Annotated in this window: 13 protein-coding genes; 8 read left to right on the plus strand and 5 right to left on the minus strand. The window is 58.5% G+C overall.

All coding sequences use genetic code 11. The features are described 5' to 3' along the window. Window positions 1-209: 209 nt before the first annotated feature. The 4 genes from AC07VR_RS01195 to AC07VR_RS01210 form a co-directional block, all read right to left on the minus strand. Window positions 210-3,056 (minus strand): valine--tRNA ligase, encoded by a 2,847-nt coding sequence (locus AC07VR_RS01195; RefSeq protein WP_495010280.1) that lies wholly within the window; start codon window positions 3,054-3,056, stop codon window positions 210-212. 519 nt (window positions 3,057-3,575) lie between these two features. Next, a complete protein-coding gene (locus tag AC07VR_RS01200; protein ID WP_495010281.1) occupies window positions 3,576-4,001 on the minus strand; it encodes a DNA polymerase III subunit chi in 426 nt (141 codons plus the stop codon). A gap of 7 nt (window positions 4,002-4,008) precedes the next feature. Then, window positions 4,009-4,437 carry a DNA polymerase III subunit chi gene (locus AC07VR_RS01205; RefSeq protein WP_495010282.1) on the minus strand — a complete coding sequence of 143 codons (429 nt, stop codon included), beginning with the start codon at window positions 4,435-4,437 and terminating at the stop codon, window positions 4,009-4,011. A 60-nt stretch (window positions 4,438-4,497) separates the two neighbouring features. Then, the gene (locus AC07VR_RS01210) at window positions 4,498-5,988 is read right to left on the minus strand and encodes a leucyl aminopeptidase (protein WP_495010283.1); all 1,491 of its coding nucleotides are present in this window, start codon (window positions 5,986-5,988) and stop codon (window positions 4,498-4,500) included. A gap of 322 nt (window positions 5,989-6,310) precedes the next feature. On the opposite strand from AC07VR_RS01210, the gene lptF reads away from it, so the two are divergent. The 8 genes from lptF (at window position 6,311) to pdxJ (ending at window position 15,015) form a co-directional block, all read left to right on the plus strand. Next, window positions 6,311-7,429, plus strand: coding sequence for an LPS export ABC transporter permease LptF (gene lptF, locus AC07VR_RS01215; RefSeq protein WP_494992484.1), 1,119 nt, complete (start codon window positions 6,311-6,313; stop codon window positions 7,427-7,429). Next, window positions 7,422-8,483: an LPS export ABC transporter permease LptG gene (lptG, locus tag AC07VR_RS01220; RefSeq protein ID WP_495010284.1), complete on the plus strand. Its 1,062-nt coding sequence runs from the start codon at window positions 7,422-7,424 to the stop codon at window positions 8,481-8,483. The genes lptF and lptG overlap by 8 nt, the downstream gene beginning before the upstream one ends. A gap of 229 nt (window positions 8,484-8,712) precedes the next feature. Then, window positions 8,713-10,512: a translation elongation factor 4 gene (gene lepA, locus AC07VR_RS01225; protein ID WP_495010285.1), complete on the plus strand. Its 1,800-nt coding sequence runs from the start codon at window positions 8,713-8,715 to the stop codon at window positions 10,510-10,512. A gap of 5 nt (window positions 10,513-10,517) precedes the next feature. Further along, window positions 10,518-11,372: a signal peptidase I gene (gene lepB, locus AC07VR_RS01230; RefSeq protein WP_494992487.1), complete on the plus strand. Its 855-nt coding sequence runs from the start codon at window positions 10,518-10,520 to the stop codon at window positions 11,370-11,372. A gap of 228 nt (window positions 11,373-11,600) precedes the next feature. Then, the gene (gene rnc / locus AC07VR_RS01235; RefSeq protein WP_494992488.1) at window positions 11,601-12,290 is read left to right on the plus strand and encodes a ribonuclease III; all 690 of its coding nucleotides are present in this window, start codon (window positions 11,601-11,603) and stop codon (window positions 12,288-12,290) included. After that, complete coding sequence (gene era, locus AC07VR_RS01240) at window positions 12,283-13,185, plus strand: GTPase Era (protein WP_494992489.1); 903 nt, start codon at window positions 12,283-12,285, stop codon at window positions 13,183-13,185. Before rnc ends, era begins: the two co-directional genes overlap by 8 nt. 173 nt (window positions 13,186-13,358) lie before the next feature. Further along, complete coding sequence (recO, locus tag AC07VR_RS01245; RefSeq protein WP_494992490.1) at window positions 13,359-14,048, plus strand: DNA repair protein RecO; 690 nt, start codon at window positions 13,359-13,361, stop codon at window positions 14,046-14,048. 223 nt (window positions 14,049-14,271) lie between these two features. After that, complete coding sequence (gene pdxJ, locus AC07VR_RS01250; protein WP_495010286.1) at window positions 14,272-15,015, plus strand: pyridoxine 5'-phosphate synthase; 744 nt, start codon at window positions 14,272-14,274, stop codon at window positions 15,013-15,015. Between the two features lie 69 nt (window positions 15,016-15,084). Here the strand turns inward: pdxJ and mltF are convergent, their stop codons facing one another. Next, window positions 15,085-16,545: a membrane-bound lytic murein transglycosylase MltF gene (mltF, locus tag AC07VR_RS01255; RefSeq protein WP_495010287.1), complete on the minus strand. Its 1,461-nt coding sequence runs from the start codon at window positions 16,543-16,545 to the stop codon at window positions 15,085-15,087. Window positions 16,546-16,567 lie beyond the last annotated feature (22 nt).

Genomic DNA, 16,567 nt, shown 5'->3' on the forward strand with positions numbered 1-16,567 from the left:
TGGCTGTACGCACCCCCTGTAGGAGCAGCCGGTCGACGCTCGATTGCTCGCGATGGACTTGAAGCTGATGCGTTTCGTCAAAAAGCACGCGTTATCGTTGACGACCATCGCGAGCAAGCTCGCTCCTACAAAAAGCAATCGTGCCAATTTTGCCGACAAAAAAAGGGAGGCCTTATGGGCCTCCCTTTTTTCAACTGCCTGATTTGCCGTTACAAACTGGCAATCCGCGCATGCTGTTCAGCCAGCTTGCCCAGAGCCTGTTCGGCTTCGGCCAGTTTGGCGCGCTCTTTGTCGATGACTTCGGCTGGAGCCTTGTCAACGAACGCGGCGTTGGACAGCTTGCCGCCGACCCGCTGCACTTCGCCTTGCAGGCGCTGGATTTCCTTGTCCAGACGCGCCAGTTCCGCTGCCTTGTCGATCAGGCCGGCCATCGGTACCAGCACTTCCATCTCGCCAACCAGAGCGGTGGCGGACAGCGGTGCTTCGGCGCCTGGGGCGAGAATCGTGATCGATTCAAGCTTGGCCAGCTTCTTGAGCAGTGCATCGTTTTCGCACAGGCGACGCTGATCTTCGCTGCTGACGTTTCTCAGGAACAGCTGCAACGGCTTGCCCGGGCCGATATTCATCTCACCACGGATGTTGCGCGTGCCGAGCATCAGGCCTTTGAGCCATTCGATATCGTCTTCGGCCGCCGGATCAATGCGCGCCTCGTTCGCCACCGGCCACGGTTGCAGCATGATGGTCTTGCCTTCGATACCGGCCAGCGGCGCCAGGCGCTGCCAGATTTCTTCGGTGATGAACGGCATGAACGGGTGCGCCAGACGCAGGGCGACTTCCAGCACGCGAACCAGCGTACGACGAGTACCGCGCTGACGTTCGATCGGCGCGTTTTCGTCCCACAGCACAGGCTTGGAGAGTTCCAGGTACCAGTCGCAATACTGGTTCCAGATGAACTCGTACAGCGCCTGAGCGGCCAGGTCGAAACGGAACTGGTCGAGTTGGCGGGTCACTTCGGCTTCGGTGCGTTGCAGCTGCGAAATGATCCAGCGATCGGCCAGGGACAGTTCGACTTCTTCGCCGTTCTGACCGCAGTCTTCGCCTTTATCGAGCACGTAGCGCGCGGCGTTCCAGATTTTGTTGCAGAAGTTGCGATAGCCTTCGACGCGGCCCATGTCGAACTTGATGTCGCGGCCGGTGGAGGCCAGCGAGCAGAACGTGAAGCGCAGGGCGTCGGTGCCATAGCTGGCGATACCGTCAGCAAACTCGTCGCGGGTCTGCTTTTCGATCTTCTTCAGCAGTTTTGGCTGCATCAGACCGGTCGTGCGTTTTTCCACCAGTGCTTCGAGTTCGATGCCGTCGATGATGTCCAGCGGGTCCAGGACGTTGCCCTTGGACTTGGACATTTTCTGGCCCTGGCCATCGCGGACCAGGCCGTGCACGTAGACAGTCTTGAACGGGACCTGCGGCGTGCCGTCTTCGTTTTTCACCAGGTGCATGGTGAGCATGATCATCCGGGCAACCCAGAAGAAAATGATGTCGAAGCCAGTCACCAGCACGTCGGTGGAGTGGAACTTCTTCAGGAACTCAGTCTGCTGCGGCCAACCCAGGGTGGAGAACGTCCACAGACCCGAGCTGAACCAGGTGTCGAGAACGTCGTTGTCCTGTTGCAGCGCTACGTCCGGGCCAAGGTTGTTTTTGGCACGCACTTCGGCTTCGTCGCGACCTACATAAACTTTGCCCGATTCGTCGTACCAGGCCGGAATCCGGTGACCCCACCACAACTGACGGCTGATGCACCAATCCTGGATATCGCGCATCCAGGAGAAGTACATGTTTTCGTACTGCTTGGGTACGAAAGCAATCCGGCCGTCTTCAACGGCGGCAATCGCCGGTTCAGCCAACGGCTTGGTGGAGACGTACCACTGGTCGGTCAGCCACGGCTCGATGATGGTCCCGGAGCGGTCGCCTTTCGGCACTTTCAGGGTGTGATCGTCGACGCTGACCAGCAGGCCTGCAGCCTCGAAGTCGGCAACGATTTCCTTGCGTGCCTGGAAGCGGTTGAGGCCGGCGTACACGGCGGGCAGTTTACCGTCGATCTGCTCGTTGAGCGTGCCGTCGAGGTTGAACACCTGAGCGACCGGCAGTACATCGGCGTTCTTGTCGAAGATGTTCAGCAACGGCAGATTGTGACGCTTGCCGACTTCATAGTCGTTGAAGTCGTGGGCCGGGGTGATTTTCACACAGCCGGTGCCAAATTCCGGGTCGCAATACTCGTCGGCGATGATCGGGATTCGACGGCCAACCAGCGGCAGCTCGACAAACTTGCCGATCAGGGCCTTGTAGCGCTCATCTGCCGGGTTCACCGCGACGGCGGCGTCGCCGAGCATGGTTTCGGGACGCGTGGTGGCAACGATCAGGTAATCCAGACCTTGCGCAGTCCTGGCGCCGTCGGCCAGTGGGTAGCGCAGGTTCCACAGGAAGCCTTTCTCGTCATGGTTTTCCACTTCGAGGTCGGAAATCGCCGTGTGCAGTTTGGTGTCCCAGTTGACCAGACGCTTGCCACGGTAGATCAGGCCGTCTTCGTGCAGGCGCACAAAGGCTTCTTTAACGGCTTCCGAAAGACCGTCGTCCATGGTGAAGCGCTCGCGGCTCCAGTCTACGGACGAACCCAGGCGGCGAATCTGGCGGCTGATGTTGCCACCGGACTGATCCTTCCATTCCCAGACTTTTTCGAGGAATTTTTCGCGGCCCAGGTCATGGCGATTCTGGCCTTGAGCTTCAAGCTGACGCTCCACCAGCATTTGTGTGGCGATACCGGCGTGATCGGTGCCCGGTTGCCACAGGGTATTGCGACCCTGCATGCGGCGGAAACGGATCAGGGCGTCCATGATCGCGTTGTTGAAGCCATGGCCCATATGCAGGCTGCCAGTGACGTTCGGCGGCGGAATCATGATGGTGTAGGAATCGCCCGCGCCTTGCGGAGCGAAATAATTCTCGGACTCCCAGGTGTTGTACCAGGAAGTTTCAATGGCGTGCGGCTGGTAGGTCTTATCCATGCGCGGCGGGACCCTATTGGCATTTATTCAGGAAAAGCCGGCAAGTATAGCGGGGATGTTCGATTGGGCGTAGAGCGAGGTGATAGCAGGAGGGAGAAAAAACGATAGGGGGGAGGCTGGCGGCGAGGGCGGCAAGCCCTAATGCCCCCCTGTAGGAGCGCAATGCTGTTCAGTTAAGGCGACGAAGCGATCCGTAGCAGCTGGCGAAGCCTGCGTTCGGCTGCGCAGCAGTCGCAAATCATGCAACCACGGTCAACCTGTAACACCACAGTGCCTGATTTTACGACCGCTACGCAGCCGAACGCAGCCTTCGGCTGCTGCTACGGGGAATGTGCGGAGCCAGAAATTCCTTAACTGAACAGCATTGCCCTGTAGGAGCGAGCTTGCTCGCGATGGACGTTAACGATAACGCGTGCTGTCTGAATGAACGCGTCGTCCTCAGGTCCATCGCGAGCAAGCTCGCTCCTACAGGGGGGCATTGGGGTTTGCCCTATCGCCACAAAAGAGATGTGTTTGGGGTCAGAACTGATACTGGCTCAACAACCGTTCCATCCGTGCGTCGAGCCGGCGTTTGATTTCGGTTTCGATGTGCGGGGCGAAGTCGTCGATCACGTCTTGCATGATCAGCAGTGCGGCGGCACGCAGTTCGCTGTCCAGATGCAGCAGGGCATCAGGGCCTTTGTTGGCGACCGGCGCTGCTGCCAATGCAGGGGCGGGCTCTGGCTCTGCGATCGGTACCGGCGTCGGTTGTGCCGTGGAGTTTTCGATGGTTTCGGCAGGTTTCTTGCCTGCGACCATGTCAAACAGCATGGGGATCTGTACATCGCTGGCAACCGTTTCGGTCAGCAGCGGTGGTTGCAGGTTGTCATCGCCGAGCAGTTGGCGGATCGACTCGAGGTCGTCCAGCAGGTGCGCGGACTTTTGCAGCGGATTTGGAGTGTCCATCGGGTGCTCAGAGTCGCTGTAGACGGTGATCTTGCAGAGGATAGCCCTGTTCGCGGTAGAAACGGAAACTCTCCCGCGCGGCCTGACGAATAGTAGGGTCTTCGACCACGACTTCTGCCACACGGGCGAAGTGCTGAGCGAATGCCGGGACTTTCAGGTCCAGATTGACCAGCAGGTCGTGATGTTGTCCGCAGTCTTGGCCCAAGCCGAGAACAATCAGCCCGTCCGGCTCGTTTTCAGCGGGGCCATGAGGCACAAAGCTTTCGCCTTTGAAGCTCCACAAGCGGGCGTCGAGATCCTCACGCTGGGCCGCGTCGCTGCAATGCAGATAGACCCGGTGCCCAAGGCGCCAGGCTTTTTCGGTGAGTTTGCAGGCGAAGTCCAGGCGCGCGGACGGATCGGCGCTGGGCAGAATATAAAAGTCGACTTTGGTCATTGCGGGTCCTGACGCCTGCGCTGCGTCATCCTGGGATGACGCAGCGCAGGGTCTTCAGTTTCAGGCTTTGGCGCGGTCCAGCAGGTACTGGGTCAACAGTGGAACTGGACGGCCAGTGGCGCCCTTGTCCTTGCCACCGCTGGTCCAGGCAGTCCCGGCGATGTCCAGGTGCGCCCAGTTGTATTGCTTGGTGAAGCGCGACAGGAAGCAGGCGGCCGTGATGGTGCCGGCTTTCGGGCCGCCGATGTTGGCGATGTCGGCGAACGGGCTGTCCAGCTGTTCCTGATACTCATCGAACAGCGGCAGTTGCCAGGCGCGGTCGTCGGCCTGAACGCCTGCGCTCAGCAGTTGGCCGATCAGCTCGTCGTTGTTGCCCAGCAGGCCGGAAGTGTGAGCCCCCAGAGCGACGACGCAAGCACCGGTCAGCGTTGCGATGTCGATCACCGCTTGTGGCTTGAAGCGCTCGGCATAGGTCAGGGCGTCGCACAGCACCAGACGGCCTTCGGCGTCGGTGTTGAGGATTTCCACTGTCTGGCCGCTCATGGTGGTGACGATGTCGCCCGGGCGGGCCGCGCCGCCGCTCGGCATGTTCTCGGCGCAGGCCAGGATGCACACCAGGTTGATTGGCAGTTTCAGTTCGAGCACGGCATGCAGGGTGCCGAAAACGCTGGCCGAACCGCCCATGTCGTACTTCATCTCGTCCATGCCGGCGCCAGGCTTGAGGCTGATGCCGCCAGTGTCGAAGGTGATGCCCTTTCCGACCAGTACGAATGGCTTCTCGGACTTCTTGCCGCCCTGGTAGTTCATGACGATCAGGCGAGGCGGTTGATCGCTGCCCTGACCTACGGCGTAGAACGCGCCCATGCCCAGTTCTTTGATTTTCTTCTCGTCGTGAATCTCGACTTTCAGGCCTTTGTGCGCCTTGCCGAGGTTTTTCGCTTGTTCGGCGAGGAAGCTCGGGTGGCAGATGTTTGGCGGCAGATTGCCCAGGTCGCGGGTAAAAGCCATGCCGGTGGCGATCGCTTGCGCGTGGGTTACGGCGCGTTCGACTTCGGCTTGTGCCGCCTTGATGGTCAGCAGGGTGATTTTTTTCAGGGCGCGCGGTTCGGTTTTCTGGCTCTTGAATTGCTCGAAGAGGTATTCACCATCCACCAGAGTTTCGGCCAGCAGGCGCGTCTTGCCGTAGCTGTCACGGCCTTTGACGATCACTTCGTCCAGGGCCAGTACCGCGTCGCTGCCGCCCAGGTTTTTGAGGGTGTTCAGCACGCTGCTGATGATTTTGCGGAAAGGACGGTCGCCCAATTCGGCATCTTTACCGATACCTACCAGCAGCACGCGTTCGGCTTTGAGGTTCGGCAGGCTATGCAGCAACAGGCTCTGGCCCACTTTGCCGGCCAGGTCGCCGCGCTTGAGGACTGCGCTGATGGCGCCGCCGCTGAGTTCGTCGAGTTGTTTGGCGACAGTGCCGAGCGTGCGGTCTTCGCCGACGGCGACCACCAGAGTGGCGGTTTTCAACGTTTCTGGGCTAACGCTTTTTACAACCAGTTCCATGTCCGGGTCCCTGAATAAATGGTCAAAGTGCGCACCGCTCAATGGTGTGCGCTTGGCTTATCTATATAAAACTTGCTTATAAAGAGAAGTGCGCCAGTACGTACCAGCGACAAAGCCGCCAGTTTGAACCTCGCTGCCCGAGGCTGACAACCCTCCCATGAGCGATCTCCAGCGCTTTGCGTGCCAGCTTGAGCTTGCGCAGTGACAGGCGTGCTCAATCACAGGATAATGCGCCAGCTTTTTCAGCGGCTCAGCTTCACGAGCCAGCTCGATACGTTTGCTTGTTTGGCCGCCTTAGCCTGACAACCCTGGAGTGTCTGGTTTGATCGTCTTCCGTTATTTGTCCCGCGAAGTCCTGTTGACCTTGAGCGCCGTCAGCGCTGTGTTGTTGGTCATCATCATGAGCGGGCGCTTCATCAAATTCCTGGCTCAGGCAGCTTCCGGCGCCCTTGACCCGGGTTCGCTTTTCCTGATCATGGGTTTTCGCCTGCCCGGCTTCCTGCAGCTGATTCTGCCTTTGGGGCTGTTTCTCGGGATCCTGCTGGCTTACGGCCGTCTGTACCTTGAAAGCGAAATGACAGTGCTCTCGGCCACGGGCATGAGCCAGCAGCGTCTGCTGGGCATGACCATGGTCCCGGCCGTCCTGGTTGCGCTGGTGGTTGCATGGCTGAGCCTTAGCCTGGCGCCGCAGGGTGCGAAGCAGTTTCAGTTGCTGCTCAATAAGCAGGATGCGATGACCGAGTTCGACACGCTGGTGCCGGGTCGCTTTCAGGCCTTGCGTGACGAGACGCGTGTGACCTACACCGAGCAACTGTCCGATGATCGTGCCAATTTGGGCGGCGTATTCATTTCGGAAAAGCGCATGTCCACTGACAAGAAGGATCGTGGCATTTCTGTGCTGGTTGCGCAGAAGGGGCGTCAGGAAGTCAAAGAGGATGGTAGCCGCTACCTGATCCTCGACAATGGCTATCGCTACGACGGTAATCCGGGGCAGGCCGACTACCGCGCCATCAAGTACGACACCTATGGAGTGCTGCTGTCCAAGCCGGATGTGAGCGAAGAAGTGACCGATCGCGATGCGATGGCGACCCGCGATCTGCTGGGTAATCCGGATCTTCGTGCGCGTGCCGAGCTGGAATGGCGAGTCTCCCTGCCGTTGCTGGTGTTTATCGTGACCCTGATGGCGGTGCCGTTGTCACGAGTCAATCCGCGGCAAGGTCGTTTCCTCAAGCTGCTCCCGGCGGTTCTTCTTTATATGGCTTATCTGACCATCCTGATTGCGGCCCGTGGCGCCTTGGAAAAAGGCAAGATCCCGGCGGCGCTGGGGTTGTGGTGGGTGCACGCGATCTTCCTGACCGTTGGTCTGGGGTTGCTGTACTGGGAACCGTTGCGCTTGAAGCTGGCGAGTCGCCGTAGTGTGCTGGAGATGGCCCGTGGATAAGCTGGATCGCTACATCGGTAGAAGCGTGTTCGTAGCCATTGTGGGAGTGTTGGGGGTCATTCTCGGTCTGGCGTCATTGTTTGCCTTCATCGACGAGATGACCGACGTCACTGATACCTACACCTTGGTCGACGTCTTGAGCTTCGTATTGCTGACCGCGCCGCGGCGTGTCTACGACATGTTGCCAATGGCAGCCTTGATCGGCTGCCTGATCGGGCTGGGCAGCCTGGCCAGCGCCAGCGAATTGACCATTATGCGCGCCGCTGGCGTGTCCATCGGTCGTATCGTCTGGGCAGTGATGAAGCCAATGCTGGTGTTGATGCTGGTTGGGGTTCTGGTCGGCGAATACGTTGCGCCGGCCACTGAAAGCCAGGCACAGGCCAATCGCTCCCTGGCTCAGGGTAGCGGTGATGCGCAAAGTGCCAAACATGGTTTGTGGCACCGTCAGGGCGATGAGTTCATTCACGTCAACGCCGTGCAGCCCAATGGTCTGCTATTTGGCGTGACCCGTTATCGTTTTGACGATCAGCGTCATATGCTCACTTCGAGCTTCGCCAAGCGCGCGGAATTCGATAAGGACCATTGGCAGTTGAGTGGTGTGACCACGACGCTTTTCCATGATGGCAGCACCGAGGTCGTCACGGCTCCCGAGGAGCGCTGGGACGTGGCGTTGAGCCCGCAACTGCTTAATACGGTCGTGATGGTGCCGGAAGCGCTGTCTATCACCGGGTTGTGGAGCTATATCCACTATCTGGCCGATCAGGGCTTGAACAACGGTCGCTACTGGCTCGCGTTCTGGGTCAAGGTGTTGCAACCCTTGGTCACCGCCGCGCTGGTGCTGATGGCTATTTCGTTCATTTTTGGCCCGTTGCGCTCGGTAACCCTTGGTCAACGGGTATTCACTGGTGTGTTGGTGGGCTTTACCTTCCGTATCGCTCAGGATCTGCTGGGGCCATCGAGTCTGGTGTTCGGTTTCTCGCCATTGTTCGCGGTATTGGTGCCGGCCGGTATCTGTGCGCTGGCCGGGGCCTGGTTGTTGCGCCGAGCCGGTTGATAGCGGGCTCTGCCCTGCGCTGGCTGAATAGAAACGCCCCTGTCGAAAGATCGGGGCGTTTTTTTCGTTAAGCCTTGCTACCCCTGCGCTGCAGACTGATCAAAGGAACTGAAGTTACAACTGCTACGCAGCCGAGCGCAGGCAAACGTGACGCTTGCTCGGTGTATCAGGTACAATTCCCGGCTATTTTTCGGCGGGCTATGCCTGCAGCCTTTTTGAGTGTTGATCCGTGAGTGATTTGAGTCATATCCGCAATTTCTCCATCATCGCCCACATTGACCATGGCAAGTCGACTCTGGCCGATCGCTTCATCCAGATGTGCGGCGGCCTGGCCGAGCGCGAAATGGAAGCCCAGGTACTGGACTCCATGGACCTTGAGCGTGAGCGCGGGATCACCATCAAGGCTCACAGCGTTACCCTGTATTACACCGCCAGAGATGGCATCAAGTACCAGTTGAACTTCATTGACACCCCCGGCCACGTTGACTTCACCTATGAAGTCAGCCGCTCGCTGGCGGCCTGTGAAGGCGCCTTGCTGGTGGTCGATGCCGGTCAGGGTGTCGAAGCGCAGTCGGTTGCCAACTGCTACACCGCGATCGAGCAGGGCCTTGAGGTCATGCCGGTCCTGAACAAGATCGACCTGCCACAGGCCGATCCGGACCGCGTCAAAGAAGAAATCGAAAAAATCATCGGCATCGATGCCACCGATGCGGTCGAGTGCAGTGCCAAGACCGGTCTGGGCGTCGATGAAGTGCTCGAGCGTCTGGTGCGCACCATTCCTGCGCCGACCGGCAATATCGAAGATCCGCTGCAAGCGTTGATCATCGACTCCTGGTTCGACAACTACCTGGGCGTTGTTTCCCTGGTTCGCGTGCGCCACGGCTGCGTGAAGAAGGGCGACAAGATTCTGGTCAAATCCACCGGCAAGATCCACCTGGTGGACAGCGTCGGTGTGTTCAACCCGAAACACACCGCCACCGTTGATCTGAAAGCCGGTGAAGTAGGCTTCATCATCGCCGGCATCAAGGACATTCATGGCGCGCCGGTCGGCGACACCCTGACCTTGAGCTCGACGCCGGACGTCGACGTGCTGCCAGGTTTCAAACGCATTCAGCCGCAGGTGTATGCCGGTCTGTTCCCGGTCAGTTCCGACGACTTCGAAGACTTCCGTGAAGCCCTGCAAAAGCTCACCCTGAACGACTCCTCCTTGCAGTACACCCCGGAAAGTTCCGACGCCCTGGGCTTCGGTTTCCGTTGCGGGTTCCTCGGCATGCTGCACATGGAGATCATCCAGGAGCGCCTGGAGCGCGAGTACGACCTGGACCTGATCACCACCGCGCCGACGGTAATTTTCGAGCTGTTGCTCAAGAGCGGTGAAACGATTTACGTCGACAACCCGTCCAAACTGCCGGATCTGTCGGCCATCGAAGACATGCGCGAGCCAATCGTTCGGGCCAATATTCTTGTGCCGCAAGAGCACCTGGGTAACGTCATTACCCTGTGCATCGAGAAGCGTGGCATTCAGCACGACATGCTGTTCCTCGGTAGCCAGGTCCAGGTGACCTACGATTTGCCGATGAACGAAGTGGTCCTGGACTTCTTCGACCGTCTCAAATCCACCAGTCGCGGCTATGCTTCGCTGGATTACCATTTCGATCGTTATCAATCAGCTAATCTGGTGAAACTGGATGTGCTGATCAACGGTGACAAGGTCGACGCCCTGGCGCTGATCGTGCACAAGGATAACGCGCACTACAAAGGTCGCCAGTTGACCGAGAAGATGAAAGAACTGATTCCGCGTCAGATGTTCGACGTCGCAATCCAGGCCGCCATTGGCGGGCAGATTATTGCGCGAACCTCCGTCAAGGCACTCAGAAAGAACGTATTGGCCAAATGCTACGGCGGTGACGTTAGCCGTAAGCGCAAGCTGTTGGAAAAGCAGAAGGCCGGTAAAAAACGCATGAAGCAGGTCGGTAACGTGGAAATTCCACAAGAAGCCTTCCTTGCTGTGCTCAGGTTGGATAGTTAGGTCCTATGTCACTAAATTTCCCGCTGTTGCTGGTCATCGCTGTCGCCGTTTGCGGTTTGTTGGCGTTGCTCGATCTGCTCTTTCTGGCACCGCGCCGGCGTGCAGCCATCGCCACTTATCAGGGCAGCGTCAGCCAGCCCGATGTAGTCGTGGTCGAGAAGCTGAACAAAGAGCCGTTGCTGGTTGAATACGGCAAATCGTTCTTCCCGGTGTTGTTCATCGTGCTGGTACTGCGTTCGTTCCTGGTGGAACCGTTCCAGATTCCTTCGGGCTCGATGAAGCCGACCCTGGATGTCGGCGACTTTATTCTGGTGAGCAAGTTTTCTTACGGGATCCGCTTGCCGGTGATCGACAAGAAAGTCATCGAAGTCGGTGATCCGCAGCGCGGCGATGTGATGGTGTTCCGCTACCCAAGCGATCCGAACGTCAACTACATCAAGCGCGTAGTCGGCTTGCCAGGCGACGAAATTCGTTACACCGCCGACAAGCGACTGTTCGTCAATGGGCAATCGGTGGCCGAGCAGTTGGTGGGTTCCGAGCCAGGTACGTTGGGCAGTGCAGAGCTCTATAAGGAAAAACTCGGCGCTGTCGAGCACCTGATCCGCAAGGAAATGAGCCGCTTTCGTGCAACTCCGGACCATCAGTGGACCGTGCCTGCCGGGCATTACTTCATGATGGGCGACAACCGCGACAACTCCAATGACAGTCGCTACTGGGATGACCCGAGTATTCCCAAGGATCTTCTGGGCATGGTTCCCGACAAGAATATTGTCGGTAAGGCCTTTGCAGTCTGGATGAGCTGGCCCGAACCAAAACTCAGCCGCCTGCCGAATTTCTCGCGGGTTGGCCTGATCAAGTAATCACACACGGCGCTGTTGAACACAGCGCCGAATGCTTTTCTGGGTCTTGTAGAACGCTTCACGACGCCGGTTCCGCCGTCGTCAGTGATCTTTACAGCGATGTCGCCAGAAGCATGCAGTCAACAATATTCAGGATGTGGATTTGAACACAGCGTTAATTGTCGAGGGCCAGCGGTGCCTTGTCCCAATGGTGGCGATATTCGACCACGAACTCAGTGTGGGTAAACCGTGAGCGTCTCTTTAAGCCGTCTCGAGCGTCAGCTCGGCTATACCTTCAAGGATCAGGAACTGATGGTCCTGGCCCTGACTCACCGCAGTTTTGCCGGGCGCAACAATGAACGCCTGGAGTTTCTCGGTGATGCCATTCTCAACTTCGTCGCCGGTGAAGCACTGTTCGATCGCTTTCCGCTCGCTCGCGAAGGCCAGTTGTCGCGTTTGCGCGCACGGCTGGTGAAAGGCGAAACCCTGGCGGTGCTGGCTCGTGGTTTCGATCTGGGCGAGTACCTGCGTCTGGGCTCCGGCGAGTTGAAGAGCGGGGGCTTTCGTCGCGAGTCGATCCTCGCTGATGCCCTGGAAGCGCTGATCGGCGCCATCTACCTGGATGCGGGCATGGAGGTGGCGCGCGAGCGCGTACTGGCCTGGCTGACGTCCGAGTTCGAAGGCCTGACGCTGGTCGACACCAACAAAGATCCAAAGACCCGACTGCAAGAGTTCCTGCAGTCGCGTGCCTGTGACCTGCCACGTTATGAAGTGGTAGATATCCAGGGTGAGCCCCATTGCCGGACGTTCTTCGTCGAATGCGAAATCACCTTATTGAATGAAAAAAGCCGAGGTCAGGGTGTGAGTCGTCGTATTGCCGAACAGGTAGCGGCCGCCGCAGCACTGATAGCCCTGGGCGTGGAGAATGGCCATGACTGATTCAACTGCAACTCGCTGTGGCTATGTCGCCATCGTCGGCCGTCCCAACGTGGGCAAATCCACGCTGCTGAACCACATTCTCGGGCAAAAGCTGGCGATCACTTCGCGCAAGCCGCAAACCACCCGCCACAACATGCTCGGCATCAAGACTGAAGGCACCGTTCAGGCCGTCTATGTCGACACCCCGGGTATGCACAAGGGCGGCGAAAAAGCGCTCAACCGTTACATGAACAAAACCGCGTCAGCGGCGTTGAAAGACGTCGATGTGGTGATTTTCGTGGTCGACCGCACCCGCTGGACCGATGAAGACCAGATGGTGCTCGAGCGTGTTCAGTACGTTCAAGGCCCGGTCATCGTGGCATTGAACAAGACCGACCGCATCGAAGACAAAGCTGAACTGATGCCGCATTTGAGCTGGTTGCAAGAACAGTTGCCAAACGCGCAGATCATGCCGATTTCGGCGCAGCACGGTCACAACCTCGACGCCCTGGAGCGCGTGATCGCCGAGCACCTGCCGGAAAACGATCACTTCTTCCCGGAAGACCAGATCACTGATCGCAGCAGCCGTTTCCTTGCAGCGGAACTGGTGCGCGAGAAAATCATGCGTCAGATGGGCGCTGAATTGCCGTACCAGATCACAGTGGAAATCGAAGAGTTCAAGCAGCAGGGCAAGACCTTGCATATCCACGCCTTGATTCTCGTCGAGCGCGACGGTCAGAAGAAAATCATCATTGGCGAGAAGGGCGAGCGGATCAAACGCATCGGTACCGAGGCGCGCAAGGATATGGAGCTGCTGTTCGACTCCAAGATCATGCTCAACCTGTGGGTCAAGGTCAAAGGCGGCTGGTCCGACGACGAACGCGCCCTGCGTTCCCTGGGTTACGGCGACCTGTAAGCGCCAAGGCTGGATGCAACAAAGATCTAATGTGGGAGCGGGCTTGCTCGCGAAGGCGGTGTCACAGTCGACAGAGATGTTGAATGTTGAACCGCTTTCGCGAGCAAGCCCGCTCCCACATTAGGTATGTGCCGTTTTCACTGGCTGTATTCTCTTAGAGATACTCGACTTCCATGCCCCCAACCCCACCCATCGCCCAACCCGCCTACGTACTGCACAGCCGGGCTTACCGCGAAAACAGTGCGCTGGTGGATTTCCTCACGCCTCAAGGTCGGCTGCGGGCGGTGTTGCGCAGTGCGCGGGGTAAGGCCGGGACATTGGCACGGCCGTTCGTGCCGCTGGAAGTCGAATTTCGTGGGCGCAGCGAGCTGAAAAATGTCGGGCGTATGGAAAGCGCCGGTGTTTCCACCTGGCTCAACGGTGAGGCGCTGTTCAGCGGGCTCTACCTCAATGAGTTGTTGATCCGCCTGCTGCCTGCCGAAGATCCTCACCCAGCCGTTTTCGATCACTACGCCGCGACCTTGCTGGCCCTTGCTGAAGGGCGTCCGCTCGAACCTTTGCTGCGGGCCTTCGAGTGGCGCCTGCTGGATGATCTCGGTTACGGATTCGCGCTGGACACCGACATTCATGGCGATCCGATAGCTGCGGACGGTATGTATCGCTTGCAAGTCGATGCCGGGCTTGAGCGGGTCTACTTACTGCAACCGGGATTGTTCAACGGCACTGAGCTGCTGGCCATGGCTGAAGCCGACTGGACTGCCCCCGGCGCGCTCTCCGCTGCCAAGCGTCTGATGCGTCAAGCGCTGGCTGTGCATCTCGGTGGTCGGCCATTGGTCAGTCGCGAGTTGTTTCGCAAGCCGTAGCGAGCGGTTTCCGGTCTCGGAAATACGTTCGAGTTTTGACGAGTGGATCTCGAAGTCAGGCAAGGCGCCGCGACGAGTCATCGCCCGCTGTGGCGAGGAGCGGCAACGCAACATGGCCGAAGTGTCGGACCGAACGAAAGACGCCGTCAAAAGCGAACAGTTATTTTCGTGACCGGACACTATATGCTGTGCGCCGAATCTTCCATTCTTCAGGAGCGCTTCCGTGACCACCAGCAATCGCATTCTTCTTGGCGTGAACATCGACCACGTTGCCACTCTGCGCCAGGCCCGGGGCACTCGTTATCCTGATCCGGTCAAGGCGGCGCTGGATGCGGAAGAGGCGGGGGCTGACGGGATTACCGTGCATTTGCGTGAAGACCGCCGACACATTCAGGAGCGTGATGTGCTGCTGCTCAAGGATGTGTTGCAAACCCGCATGAACTTCGAAATGGGCGTCACCGAAGAGATGATGGCTTTCGCCGAGCGCATTCGCCCGGCGCATATCTGTCTGGTCCCGGAAACCCGTCAAGAGCTGACCACCGAAGGCGGTCTTGATGTCGCGGGGCAAGAAGCGCGGATCAAGGCAGCGGTAGAGCGCCTGGCCAAATTCGGCTGTGAGGTCTCGCTATTTATCGATGCCGATGAGCGGCAGATCGAAGCGTCCAGGCGGGTCGGCGCACCGGCGATTGAATTGCACACCGGCCGTTACGCCGATGCGCAGACACCGACCGAAGTTGCAGAAGAATTGCTGCGAGTCGCTGATGGCGTGGCCTGCGGTCTGGCCCAAGGTCTGATCGTCAACGCCGGTCACGGCCTGCATTACCACAACGTCGAAGCCGTTGCCGCGATTAAAGGCATCAACGAATTGAACATCGGGCACGCGTTGGTGGCACATGCGCTGTTCGTCGGATTCAAGTCGGCAGTGGCGGAAATGAAGGCGTTGATTCTGGCGGCAGCAAAGGCCTGACAAGATCGTTCCCACGCTCCCGCGTGGGAATGCCTCACTGGACGCTCCGCGTCCGTTTTCAGTCATGATCTACAGCGGTGGCATTTCTTCGGTCGGCTTGGTCTTGTCCACGCCGGGTACGTGCAGATTGCCTTCAGCCACCTGATTGCCCTCCAGCTGCGGCTGCGTGACCCAGGTCAGGATGTCGTAGTAACGACGGATGTTGGCGACAAAGTGCACCGGCTCACCGCCACGGGCATAGCCATAGCGGGTTTTGCTGTACCACTGCTTCTGCGCCAGGCGCGGCAGCATCTTCTTCACATCGAGCCATTTGTTCGGATTCAGGCCTTCTTTTTCGGCCAGTTTTCGAGCGTCATCAAGATGGCCGGTACCGACGTTGTAGGCCGCAAGTGCAAACCAGGTGCGATCCGGCTCTTCGATTTTGTCGTCCAGCTGATCCTTCATATACACCAGGTACTTGGCCCCGCCGCTGATGCTTTGCCTGGCGTCCAGGCGGTTGGACACGCCCATGGCCTGCGCGGTGTTCTGAGTCAGCATCATCATGCCGCGAACGCCGGTTTTGGAAGTGACTGCCGATTGCCATAACGACTCTTGATAGCCAATCGCGGCAAGCAGTCGCCAATCGACTTTTTCATCCTTGGCCGACGCTTTGAAGTGCTTTTCGTATTTGGGTAAGCGTTGCTGCAAATGCTGGGCGAAGGTGTAGGCACCGACATAGCCAAGTACGTCCACATGCCCATAATAGCGATCCTTCAAACGTTGCAAGGTGCCGTTCTTCTCCACCTTGTCGAGGAAAGTGTTGATCTCGTTGAGCAGGCTGTTGTCATCGCCAGCGGCCACGGCCCAGCTCTGGTTGCTGGCATCACCCAGGTCGAAGGCGACCCGCACATTGGGGAAGTAGACCTGGTTCATCGCCACTTCGTTGGAGTCGACCAGCGTCAGATCAATCTGGCCCTCATCAACCATGCGCAGCAGGTCGACGACTTCAACGGCGTCGGACTCTTCGTATTCAATACCGGGATATTTGCGTTTCAGATCCGCCAGCTGTTCGGCGTGGGTGCTGCCCTTGAGCACTATGATGTGCTTGCCCACCAGGTCGGCAGCGTTGGTCGGGCGTGACTGGCCGTTGCGGTAGATGATCTGTGGAGTGACTTCCAGATAGGTGTGGGAAAACCTGACCTGCTGTTTGCGCTTCTCGCTGCTGACCAGACCGGCAGCCGCCAGCACCGGGCCATTGGGTTTGCCTATCTGACTGAAAAGATCATCGAGGTTGTCAGCGGTTTCGATCTTCAGCTTGACGCCCAGGTCCTCGGCGAAACGTTTCACCAGCTCGTATTCGAAGCCGGTTTCGCCATTGCGATCCTGGAAGTAGGTGGCGGGGCTGTTACGGGTGACCACCCGCAGCACGCCATCCTCCTTTACGCGCTCGAGTGTGCTGGGTTTATCAACACAGGCACTGAGCATCAGGAAGAGTCCGGTTGCGATGAGCCATTTGACACAGCGCGGACGGAAAGCCGTTTTGGAAAACATTCGCGCAGTATACGCAAAGGAC

This window comes from Pseudomonas sp. GW821-FHT02H09, from assembly GCF_059421425.1.